Below are 23,902 nucleotides of genomic sequence, written 5' to 3'. Positions count from 1 at the left end.
CGCGTGGAACTCCTCGGGCTCGTCCTCATCGGCTGCCTCGTCGGCCTGACCACCGTGCTCTTCGGGTTCGGCGGAGGCTTCGTCACGGTCCCGATCATCACCCTGGTCGATGCGGACCTCGGACAGGACACGGCGCGGGTGGCGGCGGCCACCTCGGCGCTGGTGATGCTCGTCAACGCAATCGTCGCGACGGTGTCGACGAAACGATCCACGCTCGCTCATCTCAAGGGGCGGTGGTGGCTGCTCGGCTTGCTCGCACTCGGGGGAGGCCTCGGTGCCTTCGCGGGACGGTTCGCTCCGGAAGTTATGCTGCAGTGGGGATTCGTTGCGTATATCGCGGCTACTGCCATCGATCTGCTCGCCCGGCCCGGATTCTTCCGGCGCAAGGCTGCAGTTGTCGATGAGGTCGGCGAGGTCAGTGAAGGCGGACGCGGAATCGCAGCGGTCTGGGGTGTGCCGATCGGTGGTCTGGCGTCGTTCCTCGGCGTCGGCGGGTCGGTGATGACGGTGCCGATGATGCGCCGATCCGGGGCGACGATGACCGTGGCCACGACCCTGGCCAACCCGCTGACCTTGGTGATCATGAGCCCGGCCGTGCTCGTGACGATCCTGACCCCGGCAGCGATCGACGCCCCGGGCATCGTCGGATCGCTCGACCTGGTGGCGGCCGCGGCGCTGCTCATCGGCGGATTGCCGATCATCGTGTTCCTGCGCCGCCGAGTGCCGAAGATCCCCGAGATCCTCCACGCCTGGGGCTACTTCGTGCTGCTGCTTGCGGCCGGAGTGGTTGTTGCCGTGGCGTGAGGGTGTGAGCGGGGGAGCCAGAGAATGTGCTCAGCTTTCCCAGCGGCGCTGACGCAGGATAGGCGGCAGGCCGAAGTAGATCGGCGGGCGAGCGGACGGCACCGGTGGTGAAGACTTCGCGGCGGCCGTGTTGCTGGCGCCGTTCGCGCCATCCGCGCTGGCCCCGGTGTCACTCTCACTGCCGGCATCACTCGTGCCCAGCGCCCACGCGCTTTCCCAGCTGATGAGCTCACCGGCGTGGCAGACAGGGTCGCCTCCGCTCGACGGCGGCTCGGCCCACATCCACAGGTTGATCCCGTACTCCATGAGGACCAGGTTGTCGCCGGTCTCGCGTGACGAGTTCTCCTGGAGCAGTCCCGCCCGCAATTTCGCCGAGGCGGATTCGAGATCCGTCCACCCGTCCTGTCTGTGCGGCAGAAACACCCACGTCCCCGCGGGGACGCGATCCGGTACGAGCTCCTCGACGGTGACGATCTCAACCGAGTCCCCGCACGCGTCGAGCAACTTCCCGAAGCACGCCCGGGCCACCTCCGGGGAAGGCGCGACGATGAGGTGGTGGGCCGCCTCGGTGCGTACCTCATCCAGCGCAAGATGCGTGAACGGATTCGCCCGCATCGCCCCGAGCACCTGAGTCCAGTGCCCCGGTACCGTCCCGTCGGCCAGGAACCCGCTGGTGCGCGGGCGCTCCTCATCGTGTCGCATCGAAAATCCTCCTCGCCGAGGCTGCTCACCGTTCCCCTCAATCATGCACCCACCCGCCGGTGACCTCACCCTCCCCTCGGTAGAACTGAGGCAACCGCCGAGAATCTCATCTCGACGATCATCCGGGGATCTAACGAAAGGGATACGTTCCTGCCGACCGTATGCCACCGCCGCGCCGCCGGCTCTAGACTGATCGAAGTGGATCGAGCAGCGACATTCGTGTCGGCTCGGTCCACGACCACGTCTGTGCCATCTCGCCGAACCGGCGAGCCTGCACGCCCGAAAGTCCATGCCCTTGCTCTCTTCCTCACGCCGCGCACTTGCGGCACTTGCAGCAGTCCTGTCTCTCGGCCTCCTCTCCGGATGCGCCGAGGATGCCCAACCGGCCATCGACACCGCCTCATCCAGCTCGGCCGATCCCAAACCCACTCGAGAAGCCACGGCAACGAGCGAGGAAACTCCTTCGCCGTCGAAGTCCGGCGACACAGACGAAGATCGCGAAAGCGAGGAAGGGGACGAAGGCCGCGCGGGCAGCTCGGCGACGGGGACCGCCTCGGCGATGTTGGACGAACTCACGGTCAAGGGCCGCGCACCGAAGTCCGGCTACAACGGTGAACTATTCAAGTGGCGCTCGGACACCGACCACAACGGCTGCGACACCCGCAACGACGTGCTCCGCCGCGATCTCACGACCATCACGCTCAAGGCCGGAACCCGCGGATGCATCGTCCTGGCCGGGATTCTCGCCGACCCCTACGCCGGCGAGACCTACGACTTCGACCGCAGCGCGAACGCCGTCGACATCGACCACGTCGTCGCCCGATCGAACGCGTGGCAGACAGGCGCATTCAACTTCGACGAGGAGACACTCAAAGAGTTCGGCAACGACCCGCTCAATCTGCTCGCCGTCAGCTCAAGCCTCAACCGACAGAAGGGCGACGGCGACGCCGCGACCTGGCTGCCGCCGAACAAGAGCTTTCGCTGCGAATACGTCGCCCGACAGATCGCCGTGAAGCACAAATACGAACTGTGGGTGGTCCCGGCCGAGAAGGATGCCATGGAACGCGTCCTCGGCAAATGCGACGACCAGCCCGCATTCACCGAGGATGCGGACTGGCCCGGTCCCGGCGACGGTGACAATGTCACCACGAAGGAAGAGACCCGCCCTGCTGGTCAGAAGTCCTCGAGCTCAGGAACGTCCAGGTCCGGGTCCGGCGCGTCAGGGTCGGGCTCCTCGTCGAGCGGATCATCCAGCAGCTCCTCAAGCTCAGGCTCGTCGACCTTCTTCGAGAACTGCACAGCCGCCCGCGAAGCCGGTGCCGCACCCGTGCGCAGCGGCGACCCCGGATACGGGTCGCACCTCGACCGCGACGGCGACGGAGTCGGCTGCGAATAGCTGAGGCGTCACGCTCACATTCGCATGGAACCGAAGCGCGGACAGGAAGCGGTCACGCTGCCGGCCGGCCGCCTCGGCGAGGGGCGGTGTGCACGCGATCACACTCGCTCGGTAGTCTGATGTCGAACACCGTCGCAGCTGCTCCTGTCGACGGCCGCCACGATCATCGACGATGAGGAGACCTGCCATGTCCGGACTCGATACCGCCCTGACTCCGCTGCGCTTCCTCGAGCGTTCGCTCGAGGCTCACCCCGACCGGGAGGCGATCGTCGACGGCCCGCGCCGGTTCACCTACCGTCAGATGGCCGAGACCGTGCAGAACCTCGCCGAAGGGCTGGTCCGTCGTGGACTGGAACCCGGGGACACGGTTGCGGTGCTCGCTCCGAACAGCGCCGAGGCGCTCATCGCCCACTACGCGGTCCCGCTGGCAGGCGGCGTGCTCGTCATGCTCAACACCCGGCTGGCCCCGCCCGAGGTCGAATACATCCTCGGCCACAGCGAGGTGAAGTTCCTCTTCGGCGATGCCGGACTCCTCCAGCCGGTCATCGACGCAGGAGCCGCGAACGCGGTCGAAACCATCGTCGTCCACCCCGACGAAGACGGAACCCCTGGCAAGGTCACCGCGACGGATCTCAACGTGGAAGCGTATGCCGACTGGACCGCCTCGGCGCCGGAAACACCCCGAGCCTATGAGGTCGAGGACGAGACCACGACGATCACCGTCAACTACACCTCGGGCACGACGGGCCGGCCCAAGGGCGTCATGTACACCCACCGTGGGGCGTATCTGAACTCGCTCGGCGAGGTCGTCACGCAGGATTTTGCGGCGCTGACTCGGTACCTGTGGACGCTGCCGATGTTCCACTGCAACGGCTGGTGCACGACCTGGGCGCTGACCGCGGTGTCGGGCACGCACGTGTGCATCCGAGCCGTACGCGGGCCCGAAGCCTGGCGGCTCATCGACGACGAGAAGGTCACCCGTATGGCCGGTGCTCCCGTCGTGCTCAACACCATCGCCGGGGCCAAGGAGGCCCACGATCTGGGCAGTTCGCTGTCGATCACCACGGCCGGTGCCCCGCCGTCGCCGACGACGATCGCCCTGCTCGAGGGGCTCGGCATCGAGGTCATCCACGTCTACGGACTCACCGAATCCTATGGCCCGTACTCCTCATGCGAACCGCAGCCCGAATGGACCGGCCTGCCGGTGGAGGAGCGCGCGAAGCTGAAATCCCGGCAGGGGATCGGCATGATCAGCGCCGAACGCATGCGCGTGGTCGAGCTGCGCGCCGATGATGTGCTCACCGACGTGCCCCGCGATGGGGTGACGATGGGCGAGATCGTCATGCGCGGCAACAACGTCATGAAGGGCTATTTGGGCGCTCCCGAAGCCACCGCCGAGGCATTCCGCGGCGGCTGGTTCCACACCGGCGACCTCGCCGTGATGCACGAGGACGGGTACGTCCAGATCCTCGACCGCGCCAAGGACATCGTCATCTCCGGGGGAGAGAACATCTCCACGATCGAGGTCGAGCAGGCGCTCGTCGCCCACGAATCCGTCGCCGAGGCGGCCGTGGTCGGAATGCCCGACGAGAAGTGGGGACAGCGACCGCTGGCCTACGTCGTCCTTGCGTCCGGCACCGAGGTGGCCGAAGACGACCTCATCGCCTTCGTCAAGACCCGCATCGCCTCCTATAAGGCACCGGCGGGTATCGAGTTCGTCGATGAGCTGCCGACGACGTCGACCGGCAAGATCCGCAAGAATGCCCTGCGGGAGATGGCTGGGAGCTGAGGCGCTCTGCCGACTTCGTGCGCGAAGTCGGCGGCGAGGCCTACCGCGATCTCATTCGCGCAGGGCGGAGTCGGGAGCTGATTGAACGTTCGGAGTTCAGCCTACCCGTGAGTGCTCGCCGTCCGCGCCGGCCCACTCCGTCGTTGTGGCGGCAGCTCACGCGAAGAGCGCGAGACCGAACACGACGAAGATGATGAGGTGAGCGGCGCCTTGGACGGCGGTGACCCTCTTGCCGGCGAACCCGATGATGGAGACCAGGAGCGTGATCGCCAGCAGCGCGAGGTTGATCGGTGACTCGGCGAGCACGATCTGCTGATCGGTGAGCATGCCGATGACCAGCACCGTGGGAATCGTCAGTCCCACCGTCGAGACCTGTGCGCCGTGGCAGAGGTTGCTCACTCGCTGGATCTCGCCGTTCCACGCCGCTCGCAGAGAGGTGAGTGTCTCGGGCAGGAACACGATCATCGCAATGACCACTCCGGACAGGGCCACCGGAGCGCCGAGGCGGCCCAGGCCGTCATCGAGGAGCTTGGCCATGTCATGGGAGAGCAGCACAATCGGCAGCACAGTGGCAACGAGGAGGACCAGCCGAAGGGCGATCTCCACGCGGTGGGTCGAGAGGATCTCGACGATTCCGTGAGGTGCGTCGCCAGCCCGGCCGGCCGCCTCCGGCGGGCGTGATTCGGACTGGTCGGCCGCCTCGGTGAGGGAGGGCTGCGTCGTTCCGGCAGTCGATGAGGCGCCCGCCGAAGCAGGCCCGACGGGGGCCGCCTCGGTGAATTCGTGGGCCTGCGGTCCCATCTGTCGGTAGAGGAAGAAGACGTAGGTGCCGACGGTGACCACGATGATCGGGATCTCCTGCCAGATCTCGTAGGCACCGTCGGGGGTGCCGATGAGGGCGGGCAGGGCGAAGGCGAGGGCAGCGAAGACGACGATCATGACCAGATAGTTCGAGACGCCGGTGCGATTGTGGGTGAGTGCGCCGTGGCGCAGTCCGCCGACGAGCAGGCAGAGGCCGATGACAGCGTTGAGGATGATCATCGACACCGCCATCACCGAATCGCGGGCGATCGTCGCGTGGTCGCCGGGACCCAGCAGCACCGCGGCGATGAGAATGACCTCGATGAGGCAGATCGAGATCGTGAGGACGAGCGAACCGTAGGGATCGCCGAGGCGGTTCGCGAGGTGTTCGGCCTCGGTGACGACCCCGAAGGCGCAGATGAGGATGACCGCGATGATGACGAGAAGCGCAGTCACGAGCAGGGGAGTGGGTACCGGCGGTGCGAGCAGAGAGCCCATGAACTGCAGGGCGATGAACACGCCCCAGCCGAGGATGAGTCGAAGAATCGCGGTCGGCGTGATGGTGCGGAGGGCGGCGGTCATGAAAGGTCTTCCTGTCTCTGAGGCCGTCCTCATCGTGATTCTCACTCAGCCGGGTCGTCCCGGTTGGTACCTGCCGCTGTCAGGGTATCCAGGGGCGTCTTGCCCGGCAAATCCGGTGGTCTGGGGCACCGGATGGGTTCGTGTGACCCGACGTTGGCTGGAGGCGTTTGACGGAGCGCGGGCGAAGCCGGTCGCTCAGTCTGTTTTGGTACATGTTCTTCTAGAATGCCCACTTTCCTCGCTGAGCACTTCAGAGAGAGGTGTACCAATTCGCCGGATCGTGCTGCCGCGTCGACTGCAGAGCGCCCTACATGGGGTGCGACTCACGGCCCGGGCGGCAATGCCAGTTGGCGCAGGAGCGTTCCTCAGAACCCGTAAGCGGCGTCCCGCTCCTCCCGGATCGATGCGAAAGTGCGGGTGAGCACGATCGTGTCCTCGAGGAGGCGGTCGAGGCGCTGGAGAACGTCGTGGCTGACGATCTCGCCGCGGTGCAGGTCGCTTTCCTCGACGAACACATACGGCTGGACTACCTGTGCCTTCATGTAGCTCAGTATCGGCAGCAGGTGCTGGGCCGGAATGAGGTAGTGCTTCGACGAACCGGCCGTGGCGACGACGCCGACGACCTTGTCGAGGAATGCGCTGATCGGCAGCAAGTCGAAGACGTTCTTCAGTGCCGCCGGGATCGAGGCCTGGAAGATCGGGGTGCCGATGATGATCGCATCGGCGTCCATGAGCTCCCGGGCCACCCGACCGGTATCACCGGTGTACTCGGTGAAGTTCCGACCGTCGGCAAAGACCATGTCCGCCTCGGCGAGGTCGATGACGCTCAGCTCGATGGTGGAGTCGTAGGCGGCGACCGCCTCGGCGAGGTGATCGATCACGGTCCGGGTCTTCGTTCCGACGTTCGACCCGGACAGCAGAATCATCTTCATGCCAGCGCCTCCTCGGCGGAATCGAATGCGGAACCAGCAGGGCCGGACGCGGAACCGGCGGATCCGACTCCCGAAACCCCAGGCTCGGTGGCGGTGTACTTCTTGACGGCGGGCAGGATCTCGGTGCCGATGATGTCGATCTGGTTCATCACGTCGGCATAGGCCATCCCGCCGAAGTCGACCTGCGCGAGGTAGCGCTGGTGACCGAAGACCTCATGCTGGTGGAGGATCTTCTCGATGATCTGCTGCGGGCTGCCGATGTTCGCGATGGAAGCCGGATGGACGCTCTGCGCGAAATGCTGCTTGGGCATGCCCTGTCCGTTCGTGCGCTTCATCCCCTCGTTGATGTGCGGATACATCGCCCGCAGCGCCTCCTGCGAGGTCTCTGCGGCATGGAAGAATCCCGCCGTGGCGATCGGCAGGGTCGCCGGATTGAATCCGGCTTGCGCGGCCGCGCGACGGTAAGCGTCGACGGTGCCCTTGAACACCGAGGTGGTCCCGCCGAGGTGGGCCATGACCATGGGAACCCCGGCCAGTCCCGCTTTCACCGCGCTCGCCGGTGCCCCGCCGACGGCGCGCCAGATGCGCAGCGCCTGCCCGGTGGGGCGGGGGAGGACCTCGGCGTCGTTGAGCGGTGCCCGGAACTGCCCGGACCAGGTGACCTGCTTCTCGCGGTTGATCTTCAGCAGCAGATCGAGCTTCTCCTCGTAGAGCTCTTCGTAGTCGCGCAGATCGTAGCCGAGGAGCTCGAAAAGACCGACCCGGGAGGCGCGACCGGCGACGAGTTCGGCACGACCGCCGGAGATGAGATCGATCGTCGCGAAGTTCTCGAACACCCTGACCGGGTCCGAGGTCGACAGGATCGTCGACGAGCTGCCGATGCGGATCGTGTCCGTGGCTTGGGCGATGGCGCCGAGGATGACGGCATGGGCCTGCGAGGCGAAGAACTCCTGGTGGCTCTCGCCGAGGCTGAAGAAGTCGAGTCCGGCTGCTTCGGCGGCTTGGGCGTAGCCGATGAACTCGTGGATGCGCTGTCCCGCATCGACGCGCGATCCGTCGTTCGGGTCAGGCAGATGATCGCCGAGGCTGTAGATGCCGAACTGCAGTCCCTGACCTCGGTCGAGACCGAATTCGTGCATATAGTTCGGCTGCTGTGTCGGCTGGGAATCAGTCGTTTCGGAGTGCTGCGGTGGGGTGATGTGCGGCTGCGCGGACTCGCTCAAGGTCTCTCCTCGTGACGGCGACGAAAATGTCATTTGCCATGTCAACTGATACGGCCGCGGGATTATTCCTGCGGGTTCTCGCCGCGCTTCCGGCTGGTGTCGTAGAGCTTCTTCATCAGTGCGTGCAGCTGCACTTTCTCGTCCTCGCTCAAGGAATCGTCGAACAGGGACGCCTGCTGTCTCTGCTGCGAGGGGAACGCGCGCTCGAGGAGTTCGCGGCCTTTGGCCGTCAGCGAGATGTGTTTGGTCTTCCAGTCCTGTTCGCGGGAGATCAGGCCCTCGGACTCGAGCCGGGCGAGCATGCGGGAGATGCCGCCGCCGCTGACGGTCAGTCCTTCTGCGAGTTCGGATTGCGTGATCGGCTCGAAATTGCGGATATGGGCAAGGGCTTCGAACTGGGCGACGGTGAGCCCGAATCGGCGCAGGTGCTCATTGGAGAGCTGGTTGCTGTTCTGGACGAAGCGGGCCATGCGCAGCCAGATGAGCGTGCTCAGGCTCAGATCTTCCACCGCTTCTCCTTCTCCTGACTGCGTAGTGGCCGCTGACCTGGCGGTCGACGTGTTTCGCCCTCACATTACCTGGGCTGCGTGGGGTGAGATGCGGGCAGTCTTGAAGGTGAATGTCTGTGGTGGTTGAACAAGTGGCACCAGATGGGTGAAACGGACGTCGTCTCGGCAAGCCGCCCGGGGTCGTGCCGTCTCTGGCCATCCCCGACCGGAGTGGGACAATGGAGGCAGTAACCGTCCTCGTGGGCGAGCGCAGGGATGGTGAGCAAGCGCACGTACCAGCTGTGCTGTCCACGAGCGCGATTGAAACTGAATGGGGAAGAGGGCAGACAGGTGAGCGAAGAGAACAGCGAACTCCTCGGAGCGGGACGCAAGGCTGCGGTCATCATCGCCTCCACCTCGGCGGCTCGGGGAGGGGCCGCGGACACGACGGGTCCGATCCTCGTCGACTGGCTGCGCGGCCGCGGTTATGAGACTCCCGATGCCATCGTCGTCCGAGACGGCGAACCTGTCGGTGAGGCCTTGAGGACTCTTCTCGTCGACACTCCGGAAGCCGGCCGTCCTCGCATCATCGTCACCAGCGGCGGCACCGGGCTCGCTCCCGATGATCGCACGCCGGAGTTCACTGCCGAACTCCTCGAACGCCAGTCCCCGGGCCTCATCTATGCGATGTGGCGCAAGGGTCTCGAGACAACATCCTCGGCGGTGATGAGCCGCGGGGTCGCGGGAGTGCGCGGACGCAGCTTCGTCATCAACTTCCCCGGTTCGAAGGGAGGGGTCAAGGACGGAATCACCGTCATCGATGACCTACTCGAGCACATTCAGACCTCCGTCGAGGACACCACCGACCACGGCCCCCGGGCCTGAGAGAGGAACGAGACCATGCAGATGCGCAAGGCCGTGCGAGCCTGGGTCTATAAGTTCGACGCCACTGGTGAGATCTCGGCCGGCCCGGATTCCCTGGCAGGCGAGGAGCCGCTGGAGATCCAGCTCAACGGTGAGCAGTACACCGTGACCATGCGCACCGCCGGACACGACGTCGAACTCATCGCCGGATACCTGCTCTCCGAGGCTGTCGTGACCTCGATGGACGATATCGACGAGGTCAACTTCTCCGCCGGGCTCGCCCCCGATGGCAGCCGGAACTACAACGTAGCCCAAGTGCGTCTGGCTCCTGGGATCTGGAAGCCCGAGACAGCGCCTGCTCGCAACGTCTACACCTCGTCGTCGTGTGGAATCTGCGGAACCGCGGCCGCCGATGCGGTGACGAAGACCTCCGCGTTCCCGCTCATCCCCGCCGCCTTTCATGTCGAGGACCAGGGGGAATACGAGTTTCCGCAGCTCCTCTCTGCCGCCCGGATCGGTGAGCTGCCCGATCGACTGCGGCAGACGCAGGAGATCTTCGCCAAGACCGGCGGGGTCCACGCCGCGGCACTCTTCGCCGTCGGAGACGACCCTAACGCAGAACCCGAACTGCTCGTCGGTCGCGAGGACGTCGGCCGGCACAATGCCGTCGACAAGGTCATCGGCTGGGCCATGGCCAACCGTGGCCTGCCGCTGCGATCGACCGTCCTGCAGGTGTCCGCGCGGGCATCGTTCGAACTCGTCCAGAAGTGCGCGATGGCGGGCATCCCGATGATGTCCGCCGTCAGCGCCCCATCGGCGATGGCCGTCGACTACGGCAAGGACGTCGGCGTGAGCGTCATCGGCTTCAACCGCAAAGGCAAGTTCAACGCGTACTCGTACCCCGAACGCGTGGCGTGACTTCGACGCTGCAGCCGCGCCTGAGACATCTCCACACTTGCCGTCGGCCTCCGGCCAGCATGCTTAGTTGAAGCATGCCCTCGACAGGAGGTGAGTGATGGCCGACCATGGCCGGAAACTGGACCAGAAGCCCCCTGGGATCGGTCTGCTCACCGTTCTCCTCGGTGCCGTCGCCGCCGGGCCCATCCTGCTCTACGGGCTCAGTGCCACGAGCGATTCGATCATCGCCGAGCTCGGCATCTCCGAAGCCCACTTCGGACTGCTGGCCACCACCTGCTTCGGTGCCGCAGCCGTCGGCAGCGCCACCCTGGGCAGGCTCGCCGACAGGCACTCCGACCTCTCGCTCATGGCGTTCATCTTCGTTCTCTCCGCGCTCGCACTGCTTCTGGTGGCCGTGCCGGACGGGTTCGGGATGCTGCTGCTCGCCGCCGGCCTGTCCGGCATCGCCCAGTCCTTCCCCAACGGGGTGACCAACCGGATCCTGCTCGAACGCGTCCCCGACATCAAACGCATCGGCTGGGTCGGCATCAAGCAGTCCGGGGTCCAGGTCAGCCAGCTCGTCGCCAGCCTCGCCTTCCCCGTCCTCGCGCTCGGCATCGGCTGGCGCGGCGCAGCCCTGACCGTCGCGATCATCCCGCTCATCCTGCTTGCGATGACCTGGTATTCCCTGCGTACCACCCCGCTGCTGATCGCTGCGAAAACCTCAGCCGATACCCCCGCCGAGGCGGCCGACCTCAACCCTGACATCGCCGAGACCGACACTCCCGCCGAGGCGGCCCGACCCGACCCAGGACCGTCACCCACCCGTCCGGCCAGGCACCCCGGCATGGTGTGGGTCCTGGCGCTGTTCGGGCTGATCAACGGCATCGGCGTGCAGGCGACGAACGTGTACATGCCCCTCTTCGCCGTGCGCGAGATGAGCTTCAGCCTCGTCCTCGGCGGTGCCACTGCCGCACTGGCCGGCGTCATCGGCGTCATCGCCCGCGTCACCTGGGCCAGACGCATGGCCAAAGGCGCCTCGGGGCCGCGCCTGCTGCGGCTCCTCGCCCTCGTCGCCCTGGCTGGAGCGGTGCTGTTCCTCCTTGCCGACGCGGCTGGGTGGGCTCTGCTCGTTTGGGTCGCCGTGGCCTTCCACGGGATCTCGGCTCTCGGCGTCTCGGTGGTGCTCATGGCCGCACTCATGCGGGCTATTCCCGCTGCTTCGATGGCCTCGGCCAGCGGGGTGGTGACGGCCGGAATGTTCTTCGGCTTCGCGCTCGGGCCGCTGCTCATGGGTGTCATCGTCGGCTCGCCCGGCGGGTTCGAACTCGGCTGGGTCGCCGTAGGTGCCACCTATCTGCTGTGCGTGATCCTCGCGCTCATCCTCATCCGCTCAAGCTCCCGCCGCAGCTGAGAAGCAGTCGACCACAGTCGACCTGCCGTTCAGCCGGAGCGAGGGGTCTCGTCCCGAGTGCCTTCCCGGCGCCGAGGCGGCCCGTATGAGATCGGGACCGAAGATCGGGGCGACGTGTGCCTACAATAGAACACATGTCTGAATATGATCCTCCGGCGTGGATGATCCGCTACCGGAATTTCAAAACGCTGTGCTCCTACGTCTGCGGTGAGTTCATCCGCTTCTATCTCACCACCGGCTGCGATCAGATCAGGTATACGCATTCGCAGATCACCGAGGGACTGCCGAACTATTCATGCCGACTGGACTCCGATGACGGTTCGGTTCTGCTGCTGCCACTCGATGAGTGGGTCGATCGTCTGGACGAGGTCATGCCGCTGGTGCGGACGTGGCTGGGCGAGCATTCGGATCTCAAAGGGTGCAAGCCGGAGAAGTCGCACTACCAGGGCGACCGCTATTGGTTCACCCGCTGGCAGGAGGCCAACCCGTGGTGATGGGCGACTCTGTGATGACGGTGGCCCGCAGTCGGGCGCCTTGGACATTCGGCGGGTGGGTCGCAGTAGAATCCGGAACATGCGCAAACGTGTGATCGTTATCGTCATCGCGGCCTTGGCGGTACTGGGGCTGATCGCCACCATGCTGGGCGGCGTGCCTGCCTGAGTCGCATTTCGGCCTGCCATCACCCGCCGTGCCGAAGACGGCTCTGCACGTCGGACAGGTCATGAACGATGCGCTGCTGCCGTCCGACTGCTATCGCAACGTCCTCTCCGACAATGATCAGATCCAGATGATCACCGCGGACGAGAGAGTTCGCCGCGCCTCGCTGACCGGTTCCGAAGGCGTTGGAGCGGCAGTGGCCGCCGGACACAGTCTGAAGGAGTCCGTCCTCGAACTCGGCGGAAGCGACCCGTTCATCGTCCTCGACTCCGCGGATCCGGACGCGACCGTCACCGCCGCCGTGAAAGGGCGGATGACGAACTCCGGCCAGAGCTGCATCGCCTCCAAGCGCCTCATCGTGGTCGAAGATCTCTACGACGAGTTCGTGGATCTGATGACGGCGAAGATGTCGCAGTTCGTCGCAGGAGACCCTGTAGACTCCGTCACCACGATGGCACCTCTGTCCTCCGAACAGGCCGCCCGTGACCTCATGGAGCAGGTCGAGGACGCTGTCGCCCACGGCGCGAAGGTCCACACCGGAGAGCACCGAGCCGACCGGCCGGGTGCCGTCGTCGACCCCACGGTGCTGACCGGGGTGACCGAACAGATGCGTGCCTGCTCGGAGGAGCTGTTCGGGCCTGTCGTGGTCGTCTACTCGGTCGCGAACGAGGATGAAGCCGTTGCACTCGCCAATGACTCGTCCTTCGGCCGTGATCGTGAACCGGGCCTCCGGGGAGAACCTCACAAGGCCGCGCGACACTGAACTGTATTCGCGCCTGCCCTCGATCCTTCGACTCAGCGCCACCGTGCGCTGTGGGCGCAGAGTACTCTCCTTCGGGCATTCCCACCATGCCTTGTCGGCCCCGCAGAGTGTGCTTAGACTTCCTGGCAATCAGAAGACTCTGTCCAGGAATTGTCCAGGAGGCGTGTGATGAGTGAGAAGGTTGAACTCGGGACGGTCAAGACCGACGTGCCGGCACGGTTGGATCGGCTGCCCTGGGCCCGGTTTCACTGGATGGTCGTCGCCGGGCTCGGCAGTGTGTGGATCCTCGATGGTCTCGAGGTCACGATGGTCGGCAACGTCGCGGCTCGGATGACCGAAGAGGGCAGCGGCATCGACATGACTGCGGGGCAGATCGGCACGGCCGGAGCAATCTACGTGCTCGGTGCTTGTGTCGGTGCGATCGTCTTCGGTCAGCTCACCGACCGATTCGGTCGCCGCAAGCTCTTCCTCATCACTCTCGTGCTCTATCTCGTCGCCACCGTCGCCACGGCGTTCTCGTTCTCCGCCTGGTACTTCTTCCTCGTCCGCTTTCTCACCGGTGCCGGCATCGGCGGGGAATACGCGGCCGTCAATTCGGCCATCGACGAACTCATCCCCGCCCGCGTGCGAGGCCGCATCGATCTCATCATCAACGGCTCCTACTGGCTCGGCGCCGCCGGCGGTGCGGCGACGACGCTGCTTTTCCTCAACACCGATATCCTGCCGAAAATGATCGGCTGGCGCCTGGCCTTCGCCGTCGGCATGCTGCTGGCGATCTTCGTCTTCGTCGTGCGCAAGAACGTTCCAGAGAGTCCGAGGTGGCTGTTCATCCACGGCCAGAACGATGAAGCCGAACGCATCGTCGGTGAGATCGAAGACGGCATCGAGTCGGAGACCTCACAGCCCCTGCCGCCGCCGCAGAAGACCATCACCGTCCGGCAGCGGAAGACGATCTCCTTCGTCGAGATCATGAAGGTCGCTTTCACGATCTACCCCAAACGCGCGATCCTCTGCCTCGTCCTCTTCGTCGGTCAGGCGTTCCTCTACAACGGCATCACCTTCAACCTCGGCACGATCTTCAGCGGTTTCTACGGAGTCGCCGCAGCCTCGGTGCCGATCTTCATCATCCTGTGGTCGCTGAGCAACTTCGCCGGCCCCGTCGTCCTCGGCAGGCTCTTCGACACGATCGGTCGGAAGCCGATGATCTCGTTCAGCTACCTCGGATCGGCGGTCGTCGCAGTCGTCCTCGCCTTCGTCTTCAATGGTGAAGTCGGCGGCGAATGGCTCTTTCTCCTGATCCTCGTCGTGTGCTTCTTCCTCGCGTCGTCCGGTGCCAGCGCAGCCTATCTCACGGTCAGCGAGATCTTCCCGATGGAGACTCGAGCACTGGCCATCGCGTTCTTCTACGCCGTCGGTACGGCCGCCGGAGGCATCGCCGGTCCGCTGCTCTTCGGCGGCATGATCGAGTCCGGTGACCGCTCCCAAGTGGCCTGGGCGTTCTGCATCGGGGCGGCGGTCATGGCGCTCGGCGGGGTGGCCGAGCTGCTCTTCGGCGTCAAGGCGGAAGGTGCCGACCTCGAAGACATCGCCCGCCCCTTGACGGCCGAGGACGCTGAGGGTGCCGAAAGCGCTGCGGAAAGCGGTTCCGAGCGGACCGAGCGCAGTGACCGGGCGGGCTCCGCCGCCGCAGCCGAATCGTCGGCGGGCCCCGAGGCGGGAAGCCGAAGGGAGCGTCTGCGTCCGGGCCCGGGATCGGCCGGCGTCTATGCGCCGTGGCCTTCGGTGTCCTCTCGCGACGTTCCGCCCGAGGTCTCGGCCAACGAGGTCAACGGCATCATCGATTTCGTCCGCGACATGGAACCTGTCGGTGAGGTCGAACTCTACCGTGCGATCGGGGCTCGACGATGGGGCCCAGGACGCTTCCGTGCGGCGGTGCGTGAAGCAGTGCGGCAGGGAGCCGTCCATCGCAACCGCCGCGGCAGGCTGGAATACCGAGGCGACCGATCATAGACCGGGTTCGTCGGTCAGCGGGGCTCGCGGAGGCGGAGGAAGCATATCGATGAGTTCATTGACGGCCTCGGCCAGAATGTCGTGCTGATAGGGCGCCAGGAAGTAAGCCTTGTGGAGGTAGGCATCGAGCTCGTATTCGGTGAGTTCACCGCCAAGGCTGACATAGTGCAACCACGCTCCGGCAACCGATATGTTCCAGAAATCAACGGCCTCCGTGAGCTGCCTCCGCCTGATGATCGCGCGCTCGTCTGAGAACGAGTAACCGGAGTGGGTGTCGATGCGCTTCGGGTTCTGATCGTCCATACGTCTGCTGATTCGCCTCGTGACTTTCGCGGCAGGTGTCGTCGGTTCTTCGAAGTCCGGAGTGCGGGAGCCGGGTCTGCCGGGAATGGTTGGACGTTCTTCTGAACTCATGATGTCTCCTCACTGATGACAGGACTTTCATTCCTGCGTTGGCGTGTGCCGACGGTAGCGACGATCCGCGCACTCGTGGAGCTCCGTGTGCTGAAGCGGCGGACGGATCATCATCCCGCGTTCGGATCGAGAATGACCTTGATGCAGCCGTCCGTCTTCTGCTGGAACATCTCAACAGCCGGGAACGCGAGACCGTGCTGCGGTTCCTCTCCGCCATGACCGAAGCCGATCGTCCGCAGGGCCTACTGGCCGACGACGCGAACGGCCGACCGGGAGAGCACCGGGCCTAAGGGCAAATGCGGCGCTCCTCTCGCTTCGGGTCCCACCGCTTCGACGATCATCCCTGGAACCGACGATCAGGGACTCGGCTGGCCGCCATTGACGTTGAGGGTCTCACCGATGACGTAGCTCGACTCCGACGAGGTGAGGAAGACGTAGGCGGGAGCCAGCTCCGTCGGCTGCCCCGCCCGCCCGAGCGGAGTGTTCTTCCCGAAGTGCGGAAGGGCGTCCTTCGGCTGGCCGTCGGAAACCTGCAAGGGAGTCCAGATCGGTCCTGGCGCCACAGAGTTCACTCGGATTCCCCTCGGTGCGAGTTGGGTGGCCAGTCCCTTGGTGAAATTGTTGATTGCCGCTTTCGTCGCCGCATAGTCGATGAGGTGGGCGGAGGGGGAATACGCCTGCACGGAGGTGCTGTTGACGATCGTCGATCCGGGCTCGAGGTGCTCGAGCGCGGCCTGGGAGACCCTGAACATCGCGTGGATGTTCGTCCGGAAAGTGTCTTCCCACTGCTCATCCGTGAGGTCGGCGATGTCTTCGACCGCGATCTGTCGCCCGGCGTTGTTGACCAGAGCGTCGAGTCCGCCCAGTTCTTCTGCCGCCCGGCGGACCACTTCGCGGCAGTACTCGGGATCGGACAGGTCGCCCGGCAGCGGCACAGCTCTGCGGCCGGCTCCTCGGATGATCTCGCAGACGTGCTGGGCGTCTTCCTCCTCGGCGGGCAGATAGGACAGGGCGACGTCGGCTCCCTCTCGGGCGAAGGCGATCGCAACCGCGGCTCCGATGCCGGAGTCCGAGCCGGTGATCAGCGCCCTGCGGCCGCGAAGCCTGCCTGTGCCGGTGTAGCTGTCCTCACCGCGATCTGTGCCGGGGATCAGTTCCGCGTCGAGGCCCGGTTCGGGTTGATCCTGCTTCGGCGGTGAGATGTCGGGAAAGCGAGTGGTGGGGTCTTGGAAGGTCAGCTGGTCGCTCATCGTCTTCCTCCTCTATCGTTGATGGTCGTTTTCGCGGGTGTCGCAGGCAGCCATGGGAATCTCCTTACCGGTGGGTGAGTCATCGGCACCGCTGCCGGAAGATCTCTTCATGCCGCTTCGGTTTCGACGCTTCGGGGCGGTTTCAGGAATTCTGCTTCGTCTTGCGCTTGCTCTCCTGCTCGAGCGCATCGACGAGTTCGTTCTTCGTCATCGACGAGCGTCCCGAGATGCCGAGCTTCTTCGCCTGTTCGTAAAGGTGGTCCTTCGAGGCGTTCGCGTCGACTCCACCGGCGGTATTGCGGTCGGTGTTCTTGCCGCCGGAGCTCTGCGCATCCGACGGGCCGGAGGAGGCCTTCGCCTCCCATTTGTCCCCGATCTTCTCATAGCTATGCTTGAGCGCGTCGTAGGCGACCTGGTGAGCGCGCTTCTCGTCTCCGTATTGGTCGATGGCCGAGTCGTAAGCTTCGGCGAAGGTCCGCTGCGCCTTCTTGCTCGACTTCTCCAGCGTCGAGGGCAGCTCGCTCACCTTCGGCTTTCCTGTCTGCGTCGTCTTCGGCATAGTGGAGCAGCTCCTTCGTGGTCGGTTCGCAGTTTCGGTCAGACGGGTGTTGTGTCTCCGTCGGCGGGTCTCTGGACGGATGCATGGGGTATCCTCGTGCGAGTCTCCTCATCCGGTGCGTTTCTTCGCGGCTGACGACTTCTTCGGTTCCGATTTCTTCGACGAGGTCTTCTTTGCGCTCGACTTCTTGCCTGAGGTTCCCTGCTTCGATGATCGAGAACTGTCCACGGACTTCCGCAGGGCCTCCATAAGGTCGATGACGTCGCCTTCGGAGCCCTCCTCGGCGTCGTCCTCGGCGAAGGTCTTCTCGACATCGAAACTCTCGCCCGATTCGATCTTCGCGTCGATGAGTTTGCGCAGTTCGACCTGGTAGTCGTCGCTGAACTCCTCGGGGGTGAAGTCCTCGGAATACGATTCCACGAGCTTCTTCGACATCTCGAGTTCTTTGCCCGAGATCTTTGCTTTCGAGTTCACGCCCTTGAAGTCGACGTCACGGATCTCATCGGCCCAGCGCAGGGTCTGAATCATGAGGACTTTTCCGCACACTCGCAACACGGCCAGGCGCGTCCTGGTGCGCAGGGTGAGTTTGACGATCGCGGTCCGCTCCGTGTCCTCAAGCGTCTGGCGCAGCAAAAGGTAGGCTTTCGGCGTCTTCGACGTCGGCTCGAGGAAATAGGACTTCTCCAGCATGATGGGGTCGATTTCGTCACTGGGCACGAACTGGAGGACGTCGATGTCGTCGTTGTCCTCTGCGGGAAGGGCCTCGAGGTCTTCGTCGGTGAGGACGACGCGATGCTCGCCGTCGTCATAGGCCTTGTCGATGTCGTCGTACTCGACGGTCTTCCCGCACTTCTCGCACCGATGCTGATTGCGGATCCGCCCGCCGTCCTTCGCGTGGACCTGGTGCATTCTCACGTCGTGGTTCTCCGTGGCCGAATACAGTTTCACGGGCACATTCACGAGGCCGAAGGCGATGGATCCGGTCCAGATAGCTCTCATGACCCCATTGAAACGCAGGTTTCGAACACTGGCTAGACCCCTTGGCGATCTGCAGCGGGTCGGGGGCGACTTTCGGCCGCCGGAGGCACTCAGTTGCTTCGCGTTGGACTTCACCCATAGTGACCACCTCCGGACCTGCTGGTGAGGCACCACCGTCCGGCTGCCGATTCCGTCCGTGCAGCGCAGGGGTGTTAGATTGGCGGTTCGAACGCGAACTGGTTGCCGGAAAGCGACCTTCGCAATCATCGAGTAAAGGAGCACCCATGGCAGTCATTCTCTGGATCCTCGCAGCGATCCTCGTCATCTCAGGAATCTTCGCCATCTTCAGGAAGCAGATTCTCTGGGGTGTTGTACTCATCGTGGTCGGCTGCCTCGTCGGGCCCGGGGGAGTGAGCATCTTCACCTGAGACAGGCGGACGGGCCCGGGAGGGGTAGAGTGAGCGGATGTCTGCGCTGAGAAATCCATCCCTCCGGCCCCTGAGCCGCTTGCGGCGAACCGTGCCCTGGACGGTCGCCGGCCTGGCCGCTGCAGTGCCGACGACCGTCGCTGCCTCGATGGCCATCGACCTCATCCAACAGCGAGGACGGAAGTCGCGCCCTGCGCCGCGGCCGGGCACGTTCAGCTCGACGGTCGAGCAGTCAGAGCTCGACATCTACACCGACGGCGCCACCCTCTACGACGCTATGATCGATGCGATCGACACCGCACGTGAGTCGATCCTCATGGAGACGTTCATCTGGAAGAACGACGAGGTGGGGCAGAGATTCATCGACGCTTTCAATGCAGCGTCCGCCCGCGGCGTAGAGATCCACCTGATCTACGACGGCTTCGCCAACCTGTCGGTGCCCAGCTCGTTCTACCATCAGCTCTCCGAGCAGGTCCGTGTGCTGCGTCTGCCGACGGTGGCGCGGAGGTTTTGGCGGGGGCCGATGCGGCATTCGGGTTTCAACCATTCGAAGATCCTCGTCATCGACGACGATGTAGCCTTCGTCGGCGGGTTCAACATCGGCTCTCTCTACGCCCGCCATTGGCGCGACACCCATCTGCGCTCGATCGGGCCCGGAGCGTGGGCGCTGCGGCAGACCATCGCGGAAGTGTGGAACGAGTTCCACGACTCCGGCGAACAGATCGCATGGGTGCCGCCCGCGGCCTGGGAGTCGAAGCTGCGGGTCTCGGCGAATCTTCCGATCCACCTCGTCTATCCCATTCGCAGCATGTATCTTAACGCCTTCGCCCGTGCGCGGAAGCGGATCTGGCTGACCACTCCCTATTTCATCCCCGATCAACAGCTGCTGCGCTCTCTTATCGAGGCGGCCGAGCGCGGCGTGGATGTACGCGTTATGGTCCCGCAGGAGTCGAACCACATCCTCGGCGATTGGCTCTCCCGAGGATTCTTCGAGCAGATGATCAATTCGAAGGTCACGGTTCTGCTTTACACCGCGAGCATGATCCATTCGAAGGTCGCGACGGTCGACGGCGAATGGTCGACGGTGGGCACGGCGAACATCGATCGGCTGTCGTTGACCTTCAACTACGAGACGAATGTCGAAGTCATCGACCGTGCATTCGCCGCCGAGATGGAGAAGGTTTTCGACAGTGACTCCATGCACTGTGTCGAACTCGGTTCGGAGTGGCTCAACCGCCACCGGCTGACCAAACTCGCCGAACGCGCTCTCGTGCCGATGCGCCCCTGGCTGTGAATCGGGCCTACCTCACTCTTCGCAGCTGATCTCATGGGCGTTCCCATCGCGATCACTGTCAGGGCAGCCTGGAAGAGATGGCCTGCCCGCAGAGAGGGCTCGAAGCCGATGGCACCCATCGTGGCTGTCTGACCTACGAACTGCCCGAAGAATCCGTTTGCGTCAAGGCTCTGTCGGTGACGTTCCTGACGGTATAGTCTCGGCTCATGCTCGATATCCTTCCCATCGCCGTGTCACGGCTCTTCGACTCGGAGGAGCCGCAGGACGTCGCCGTTGCGACGATCATCGAAACCGAAGGCTCAGTGCCGCGCCCGGCAGGCACCTCGATGCTCGTGGATACCGTCGGCGGAATCGTCGGCTCCCTCACCGGCGGATGCGTCGAAGGAGCCGTGCTCGAGGCGTGTCAGGACGCCCTCGCCACCGGCGACGCCTCGGTGCAGGGCTTCGGCTACAGCGACGAGGATGCCTTTGCCGTCGGGCTCATGTGCGGTGGTCGCATCGACGTGCTCATCCAGCCGTTCCGCGCTGGCTGCTCCGGACTGCGAGCGGAGAGCGAGCCGGTCGCCGTGGTGCTGCGGCTGCCGTCCGACGACCGCGCCCATGCCCCAGCGGCAGCCGTCTGCGCAGCCGCTGTGGGCGACGTCTCCGGACCGAGCACCGACGCTCTGGCTGTCAGCCTCGATCCTCTGGTGCCCGAAGCTGTGGTCGAGACCGCCGCACAGCGCGTCGGGGCCTTTATCCGCGGCGGCCGCACCGGCAGCATCCGCCTTGCGCCCCCGGAAGGCGGGAGCGAGCCGATCGAGCTCTTCGTCGAGACCCGCATCGAGCCGGCCCATCTGCTGGTCGTCGGGGCCAACGCCTTCAGTCTCGCCCTCGTCGAAGCGGCTAGACCCTTGGGACTGCGCATCACAGTGTGCGACCCCCGTCCGTCCTTCGCCGACCAGACATCGTTTCCCGGCGCCGAGGTGGTTCGGGCCTGGCCGCACCGATTCCTCACCGAAGCGGCCGCCACCGGTGAGTTCGACACCCGGAGCATGATCTGCGTCCTCAGCCACGACCCGAAGGTCGACATCCCCACCCTGGCCGTCGCACTCGACCTCGACGTGGCCTACGTCGGGGCGATGGGCTCGCGGCGCAGCGACCGCGACCGCCGCGCCGCGCTGCGCGAAGCGGGAGTGGCTAGCCCAGCACTGGCACGGTTGCATTCGCCGATCGGTCTCCATTTGGAGACGTTCACCCCCGCCGAGGTGGCTGTGTCGATCCTCGCAGAGATCCTCGCTGTACGCGGTGGCCACCGGCAGGTCGTTCCCCTCAGCGACGAACGGGAAGATTCGTCTCTTCACTGAGGCGAAACGAGTCGCCAGTCGCTGGCTGCATCTTCGCATTCGACTTCGATATGTCAGTCATAGCATTCTGTTGTTCCTCGTAGTACCTGCCCCTGGCGTGCGATACGACCTCACCTTCAGGACTACAACTCATGACGAGCGTGGGAAGCATTCATATGCGATGATCGCTCAGTCATGGGCGATGGCGGACTGTGGCAGTCTTGCCGATAAGTGCGCGAGTGAGTGCTCGAGCGTGCCAGGGCCAGACAATCAGCAGTTTCTCCAAGAAGCTGACGAACATGTTCTCCTCGTTTTTCATCTCAACCGAACATGGTCTGGCCCCGGGGGATAGCCCGGGGCCAGAAGGGGAAGCCGTGGACGGGCCCGCATCACTTCGTCGTCATTGTGACGTCACTGCCGCGCATCTTGCGTCGAGCACACTGGTAGAAAGAATTGCGGACGCGACCACACGGCTGTGCAGCTCATCCTGGGTGCGGAAACGTCTCACCTCCTTTCATCGAAGATGTCAGCGCCGTTTGAACCGGGGAGGAGAGCGCTGACAAGCGAGGATTCGGTGGGCGATAACCTGGGCTGCTGAGAGACCGGGAGACCGGAACAGCAGCCACGGTGAGGAGTGCCTGAAGGTCCGGCACTCGCAGTGGCTCATAACCCGCGGTTCATCATCTGCGTGGTGACTCGTGACGAGGTCGCGCAGTTCGCGGTCGCTGAGGATGATCGCCCAGAACGCAGCATCGATACCCAGCTGGACGTCTGGTGCACACGTCTGCATGGGAACACCCCACCAGTTGTGGTCAGGCGCTGATGGCTGCCGGTTCAGCAGAGCCTGAGTTGATAGCGATCTTGCGGGGTTTCGCTGATTCCGCGACCGGGATGCTGAGTGTGAGCACACCGGCGTCGTAGTTCGCCGTGATGTTGCTGGTGTCGAGGTTGTCGCCGAGGACGAGTTGTCGGCTGAAGGTCCCGCGGGGCCGCTCTGCCGCGACCGAAGACTCCCCGTGGTCGGGGCCGGGCCGTTCAGCTTTGACGGTGACGACGTTGTTCTCGACGTCGAGGTCGATGTTGTCAGGATCAATTCCTGGCAGGTCGAGTTCGACGCGGAAAGTATCGCCGTCGCGCCAGGCGTCCATCGGCATCATCACGGGGCGAGCCGTTGTGCCGGTGGCTCCGAAGATTTCTCTGCTCAGGCGTTCGACTTCGCGGAATGGGTCAGTGCGCATCATGATCATTGGTGAAACCTCCTTTGCTGGATGGCGGATTCGTGCAGATGATATGATCTATATCATCTGATAGACATATGATTTAGTCGATCAGAATGCGAATGTCAACACTGTTTCAGGAGGAATTTTGGGACATGGGGAGACGGCGACTTCAGAGTCTGGTGGGCGCTTGTTCTCGATTTCGCGTGTTGCGGAGTTGACCGGTGTCGGGGTGCAGTCATTGCGGCAGTACGAGGCTCGCGGCCTCGTGACGCCTATGCGAAGTGAAGGCGGGACGCGGCGGTTCAGCCGCGAGGATATTGCTCGTCTGCGGCGTGTGCGGGAGCTGGTTGACGTGGGCGCGAATCTTGCTAGCATCGGAATCATTCTCGATCTCCAGGATGAGAACACCTCGCTTCGGTACGAATTGAGGAGGATGCAATGATGGCAGACAGTGTCCGCCCCGGCGTCGAAGTGCCCGGGCCGGATTGGAACGAACAGCTCGTCGACGCCGCAACGCATATCGACGACGGTTACGACGAGGCTGAGCCTCACTGGGGAGCAATCCGCGAAGCGGATGTGGGCGATGTTGCCGATCAATCCATCGTTGTAGAGGTTGATGATGAAGACAGGTGAGAGGCCGCGCTGATCTGATGGCGGCATATCGGGCTATAGGGGGAAGTTGCTGTGCTTCTTCCATCGGCCTTGCCGGCGTTCGAATGCGAACCGTTCCGCGCGCAACCGCCTCACCCGCTCCACAACGTCCGGGGCGTAACCGTATGCGGCATCCGTATCCACGATCCCCTCGAGCACGATGGCGTACCTCTCTGCTGGAAGTTCGATTCGCTGGCACAACTCGTGTCGCCCCGCCGCAGTAGACGCAGTCTTCTCGAAGTCGAGGATCAACCGATCATGCTCGGACAGTTCGTGCACAGTGCCGGGGACCATGGAGACCATTGTGACACAGCGGAATTCGACACCGCGTATGTCGCTGCTCACTCTGTCTTGATCACCTCGATTCAGGGGGACCGCTCGCCGTCCAGTCCGAAGCAGTTGTCCGCGGCTGCGCAGGCGATAAAGCTTCAGACAGCGAAGCCGACGTGTAGGACTACCCC

25 protein-coding genes are annotated in these 23,902 nt (G+C 64.4%); 14 read left to right on the top strand and 11 right to left on the bottom strand.

Features of this window, described 5'->3' with window-relative positions:
- Positions 1-3 precede the first annotated feature (3 nt).
- The gene (locus BI49514_RS00980) at positions 4-804 is read left to right on the top strand and encodes a sulfite exporter TauE/SafE family protein (RefSeq protein ID WP_101543533.1); all 801 of its coding nucleotides are present in this window, start codon (positions 4-6) and stop codon (positions 802-804) included.
- A 30-nt stretch (positions 805-834) separates the two neighbouring features.
- Here the strand turns inward: BI49514_RS00980 and BI49514_RS00975 are convergent, their stop codons facing one another.
- A complete protein-coding gene (locus tag BI49514_RS00975) occupies positions 835-1,506 on the bottom strand; it encodes a hypothetical protein (protein ID WP_101543531.1) in 672 nt (223 codons plus the stop codon).
- Positions 1,507-1,801: 295 nt separating this feature from the next.
- On the opposite strand from BI49514_RS00975, the gene BI49514_RS00970 reads away from it, so the two are divergent.
- The gene (locus BI49514_RS00970) at positions 1,802-2,902 is read left to right on the top strand and encodes a GmrSD restriction endonuclease domain-containing protein (RefSeq protein ID WP_167443972.1); all 1,101 of its coding nucleotides are present in this window, start codon (positions 1,802-1,804) and stop codon (positions 2,900-2,902) included.
- 187 nt (positions 2,903-3,089) lie between these two features.
- Complete coding sequence (locus tag BI49514_RS00965) at positions 3,090-4,691, top strand: AMP-binding protein (protein WP_208634990.1); 1,602 nt, start codon at positions 3,090-3,092, stop codon at positions 4,689-4,691.
- 156 nt (positions 4,692-4,847) lie between these two features.
- Here the strand turns inward: BI49514_RS00965 and BI49514_RS00960 are convergent, their stop codons facing one another.
- The 4 genes from BI49514_RS00960 to BI49514_RS00945 form a co-directional block, all read right to left on the bottom strand.
- Positions 4,848-6,074 (bottom strand): calcium:cation antiporter, encoded by a 1,227-nt coding sequence (locus BI49514_RS00960; protein ID WP_101543527.1) that lies wholly within the window; start codon positions 6,072-6,074, stop codon positions 4,848-4,850.
- Positions 6,075-6,439: 365 nt separating this feature from the next.
- Positions 6,440-7,006, bottom strand: coding sequence for an NADPH-dependent FMN reductase (locus BI49514_RS00955; protein ID WP_101543525.1), 567 nt, complete (start codon positions 7,004-7,006; stop codon positions 6,440-6,442).
- The gene (locus BI49514_RS00950; RefSeq protein WP_244195195.1) at positions 7,003-8,229 is read right to left on the bottom strand and encodes an LLM class flavin-dependent oxidoreductase; all 1,227 of its coding nucleotides are present in this window, start codon (positions 8,227-8,229) and stop codon (positions 7,003-7,005) included. Before BI49514_RS00950 ends, BI49514_RS00955 begins: the two co-directional genes overlap by 4 nt.
- A 62-nt stretch (positions 8,230-8,291) precedes the next feature.
- A complete protein-coding gene (locus BI49514_RS00945) occupies positions 8,292-8,738 on the bottom strand; it encodes a MarR family winged helix-turn-helix transcriptional regulator (RefSeq protein WP_101543523.1) in 447 nt (148 codons plus the stop codon).
- Between the two features lie 330 nt (positions 8,739-9,068).
- On the opposite strand from BI49514_RS00945, the gene BI49514_RS00940 reads away from it, so the two are divergent.
- From BI49514_RS00940 to BI49514_RS00915, 6 genes are all read left to right on the top strand, one after another.
- The gene (locus BI49514_RS00940; RefSeq protein WP_101543522.1) at positions 9,069-9,602 is read left to right on the top strand and encodes a MogA/MoaB family molybdenum cofactor biosynthesis protein; all 534 of its coding nucleotides are present in this window, start codon (positions 9,069-9,071) and stop codon (positions 9,600-9,602) included.
- A 15-nt stretch (positions 9,603-9,617) separates the two neighbouring features.
- Positions 9,618-10,499 carry a formate dehydrogenase accessory sulfurtransferase FdhD gene (gene fdhD, locus BI49514_RS00935; protein ID WP_101543520.1) on the top strand — a complete coding sequence of 294 codons (882 nt, stop codon included), beginning with the start codon at positions 9,618-9,620 and terminating at the stop codon, positions 10,497-10,499.
- 97 nt (positions 10,500-10,596) lie between these two features.
- On the top strand, positions 10,597-11,892 hold the full coding sequence (locus BI49514_RS00930; RefSeq protein WP_101543519.1) for an MFS transporter: 1,296 nt from the start codon (positions 10,597-10,599) through the stop codon (positions 11,890-11,892).
- A gap of 134 nt (positions 11,893-12,026) precedes the next feature.
- The gene (locus BI49514_RS00925) at positions 12,027-12,386 is read left to right on the top strand and encodes a hypothetical protein (protein ID WP_101543517.1); all 360 of its coding nucleotides are present in this window, start codon (positions 12,027-12,029) and stop codon (positions 12,384-12,386) included.
- Positions 12,387-12,580: 194 nt separating this feature from the next.
- Complete coding sequence (locus tag BI49514_RS00920) at positions 12,581-13,312, top strand: aldehyde dehydrogenase family protein (RefSeq protein WP_208634989.1); 732 nt, start codon at positions 12,581-12,583, stop codon at positions 13,310-13,312.
- Positions 13,313-13,480: 168 nt separating this feature from the next.
- Complete coding sequence (locus BI49514_RS00915; RefSeq protein ID WP_101543516.1) at positions 13,481-15,322, top strand: MFS transporter; 1,842 nt, start codon at positions 13,481-13,483, stop codon at positions 15,320-15,322.
- Here BI49514_RS00915 and BI49514_RS00910 read toward each other — a convergent pair.
- From BI49514_RS00910 to ku, 4 genes are all read right to left on the bottom strand, one after another.
- Positions 15,317-15,736 (bottom strand): hypothetical protein, encoded by a 420-nt coding sequence (locus BI49514_RS00910; protein WP_115614087.1) that lies wholly within the window; start codon positions 15,734-15,736, stop codon positions 15,317-15,319. The two genes, BI49514_RS00915 and BI49514_RS00910, sit on opposite strands and share 6 nt — an antisense overlap.
- A gap of 356 nt (positions 15,737-16,092) precedes the next feature.
- Entirely contained in the window at positions 16,093-16,986 is an 894-nt protein-coding gene (locus BI49514_RS00900) for an SDR family oxidoreductase (RefSeq protein WP_101543510.1), read from the bottom strand.
- Positions 16,987-17,128: 142 nt separating this feature from the next.
- Positions 17,129-17,545 (bottom strand): ChaB family protein, encoded by a 417-nt coding sequence (locus BI49514_RS00895; protein WP_101543509.1) that lies wholly within the window; start codon positions 17,543-17,545, stop codon positions 17,129-17,131.
- 108 nt (positions 17,546-17,653) lie between these two features.
- Complete coding sequence (ku, locus tag BI49514_RS00890; RefSeq protein ID WP_101543507.1) at positions 17,654-18,544, bottom strand: non-homologous end joining protein Ku; 891 nt, start codon at positions 18,542-18,544, stop codon at positions 17,654-17,656.
- Positions 18,545-18,807: 263 nt separating this feature from the next.
- On the opposite strand from ku, the gene BI49514_RS16450 reads away from it, so the two are divergent.
- The 3 genes from BI49514_RS16450 to BI49514_RS00880 all read left to right on the top strand — a co-directional run bounded on the left by BI49514_RS16450 (position 18,808) and on the right by BI49514_RS00880 (position 21,591).
- Positions 18,808-18,951: a GPGG-motif small membrane protein gene (locus tag BI49514_RS16450; RefSeq protein ID WP_164742832.1), complete on the top strand. Its 144-nt coding sequence runs from the start codon at positions 18,808-18,810 to the stop codon at positions 18,949-18,951.
- Positions 18,952-18,988: 37 nt separating this feature from the next.
- On the top strand, positions 18,989-20,245 hold the full coding sequence (locus tag BI49514_RS00885; protein WP_101543505.1) for a phospholipase D-like domain-containing protein: 1,257 nt from the start codon (positions 18,989-18,991) through the stop codon (positions 20,243-20,245).
- 206 nt (positions 20,246-20,451) lie between these two features.
- Positions 20,452-21,591: an XdhC family protein gene (locus BI49514_RS00880; RefSeq protein WP_101543503.1), complete on the top strand. Its 1,140-nt coding sequence runs from the start codon at positions 20,452-20,454 to the stop codon at positions 21,589-21,591.
- A 791-nt stretch (positions 21,592-22,382) separates the two neighbouring features.
- Here BI49514_RS00880 and BI49514_RS00875 read toward each other — a convergent pair.
- Complete coding sequence (locus tag BI49514_RS00875) at positions 22,383-22,814, bottom strand: Hsp20/alpha crystallin family protein (RefSeq protein ID WP_101544035.1); 432 nt, start codon at positions 22,812-22,814, stop codon at positions 22,383-22,385.
- A gap of 121 nt (positions 22,815-22,935) precedes the next feature.
- Here BI49514_RS00875 and BI49514_RS00870 point away from each other — a divergent pair, with 121 nt between their 5' ends.
- Together BI49514_RS00870 and BI49514_RS00865 are read left to right on the top strand one after the other, a co-directional pair.
- Positions 22,936-23,232 carry a MerR family transcriptional regulator gene (locus BI49514_RS00870; protein WP_052239733.1) on the top strand — a complete coding sequence of 99 codons (297 nt, stop codon included), beginning with the start codon at positions 22,936-22,938 and terminating at the stop codon, positions 23,230-23,232.
- Complete coding sequence (locus BI49514_RS00865; protein ID WP_101543501.1) at positions 23,229-23,423, top strand: hypothetical protein; 195 nt, start codon at positions 23,229-23,231, stop codon at positions 23,421-23,423. The genes BI49514_RS00870 and BI49514_RS00865 overlap by 4 nt, the downstream gene beginning before the upstream one ends.
- A 33-nt stretch (positions 23,424-23,456) precedes the next feature.
- Here the strand turns inward: BI49514_RS00865 and BI49514_RS00860 are convergent, their stop codons facing one another.
- A complete protein-coding gene (locus tag BI49514_RS00860) occupies positions 23,457-23,735 on the bottom strand; it encodes a DUF3263 domain-containing protein (RefSeq protein ID WP_101544033.1) in 279 nt (92 codons plus the stop codon).
- Positions 23,736-23,902: the final 167 nt, after the last annotated feature.

This window comes from Brevibacterium iodinum ATCC 49514 (assembly GCF_900169265.1).
GTDB classification, from domain to species: domain Bacteria; phylum Actinomycetota; class Actinomycetes; order Actinomycetales; family Brevibacteriaceae; genus Brevibacterium; species Brevibacterium iodinum.
This window is presented reverse-complemented; position numbering and strand designations above follow the sequence as displayed.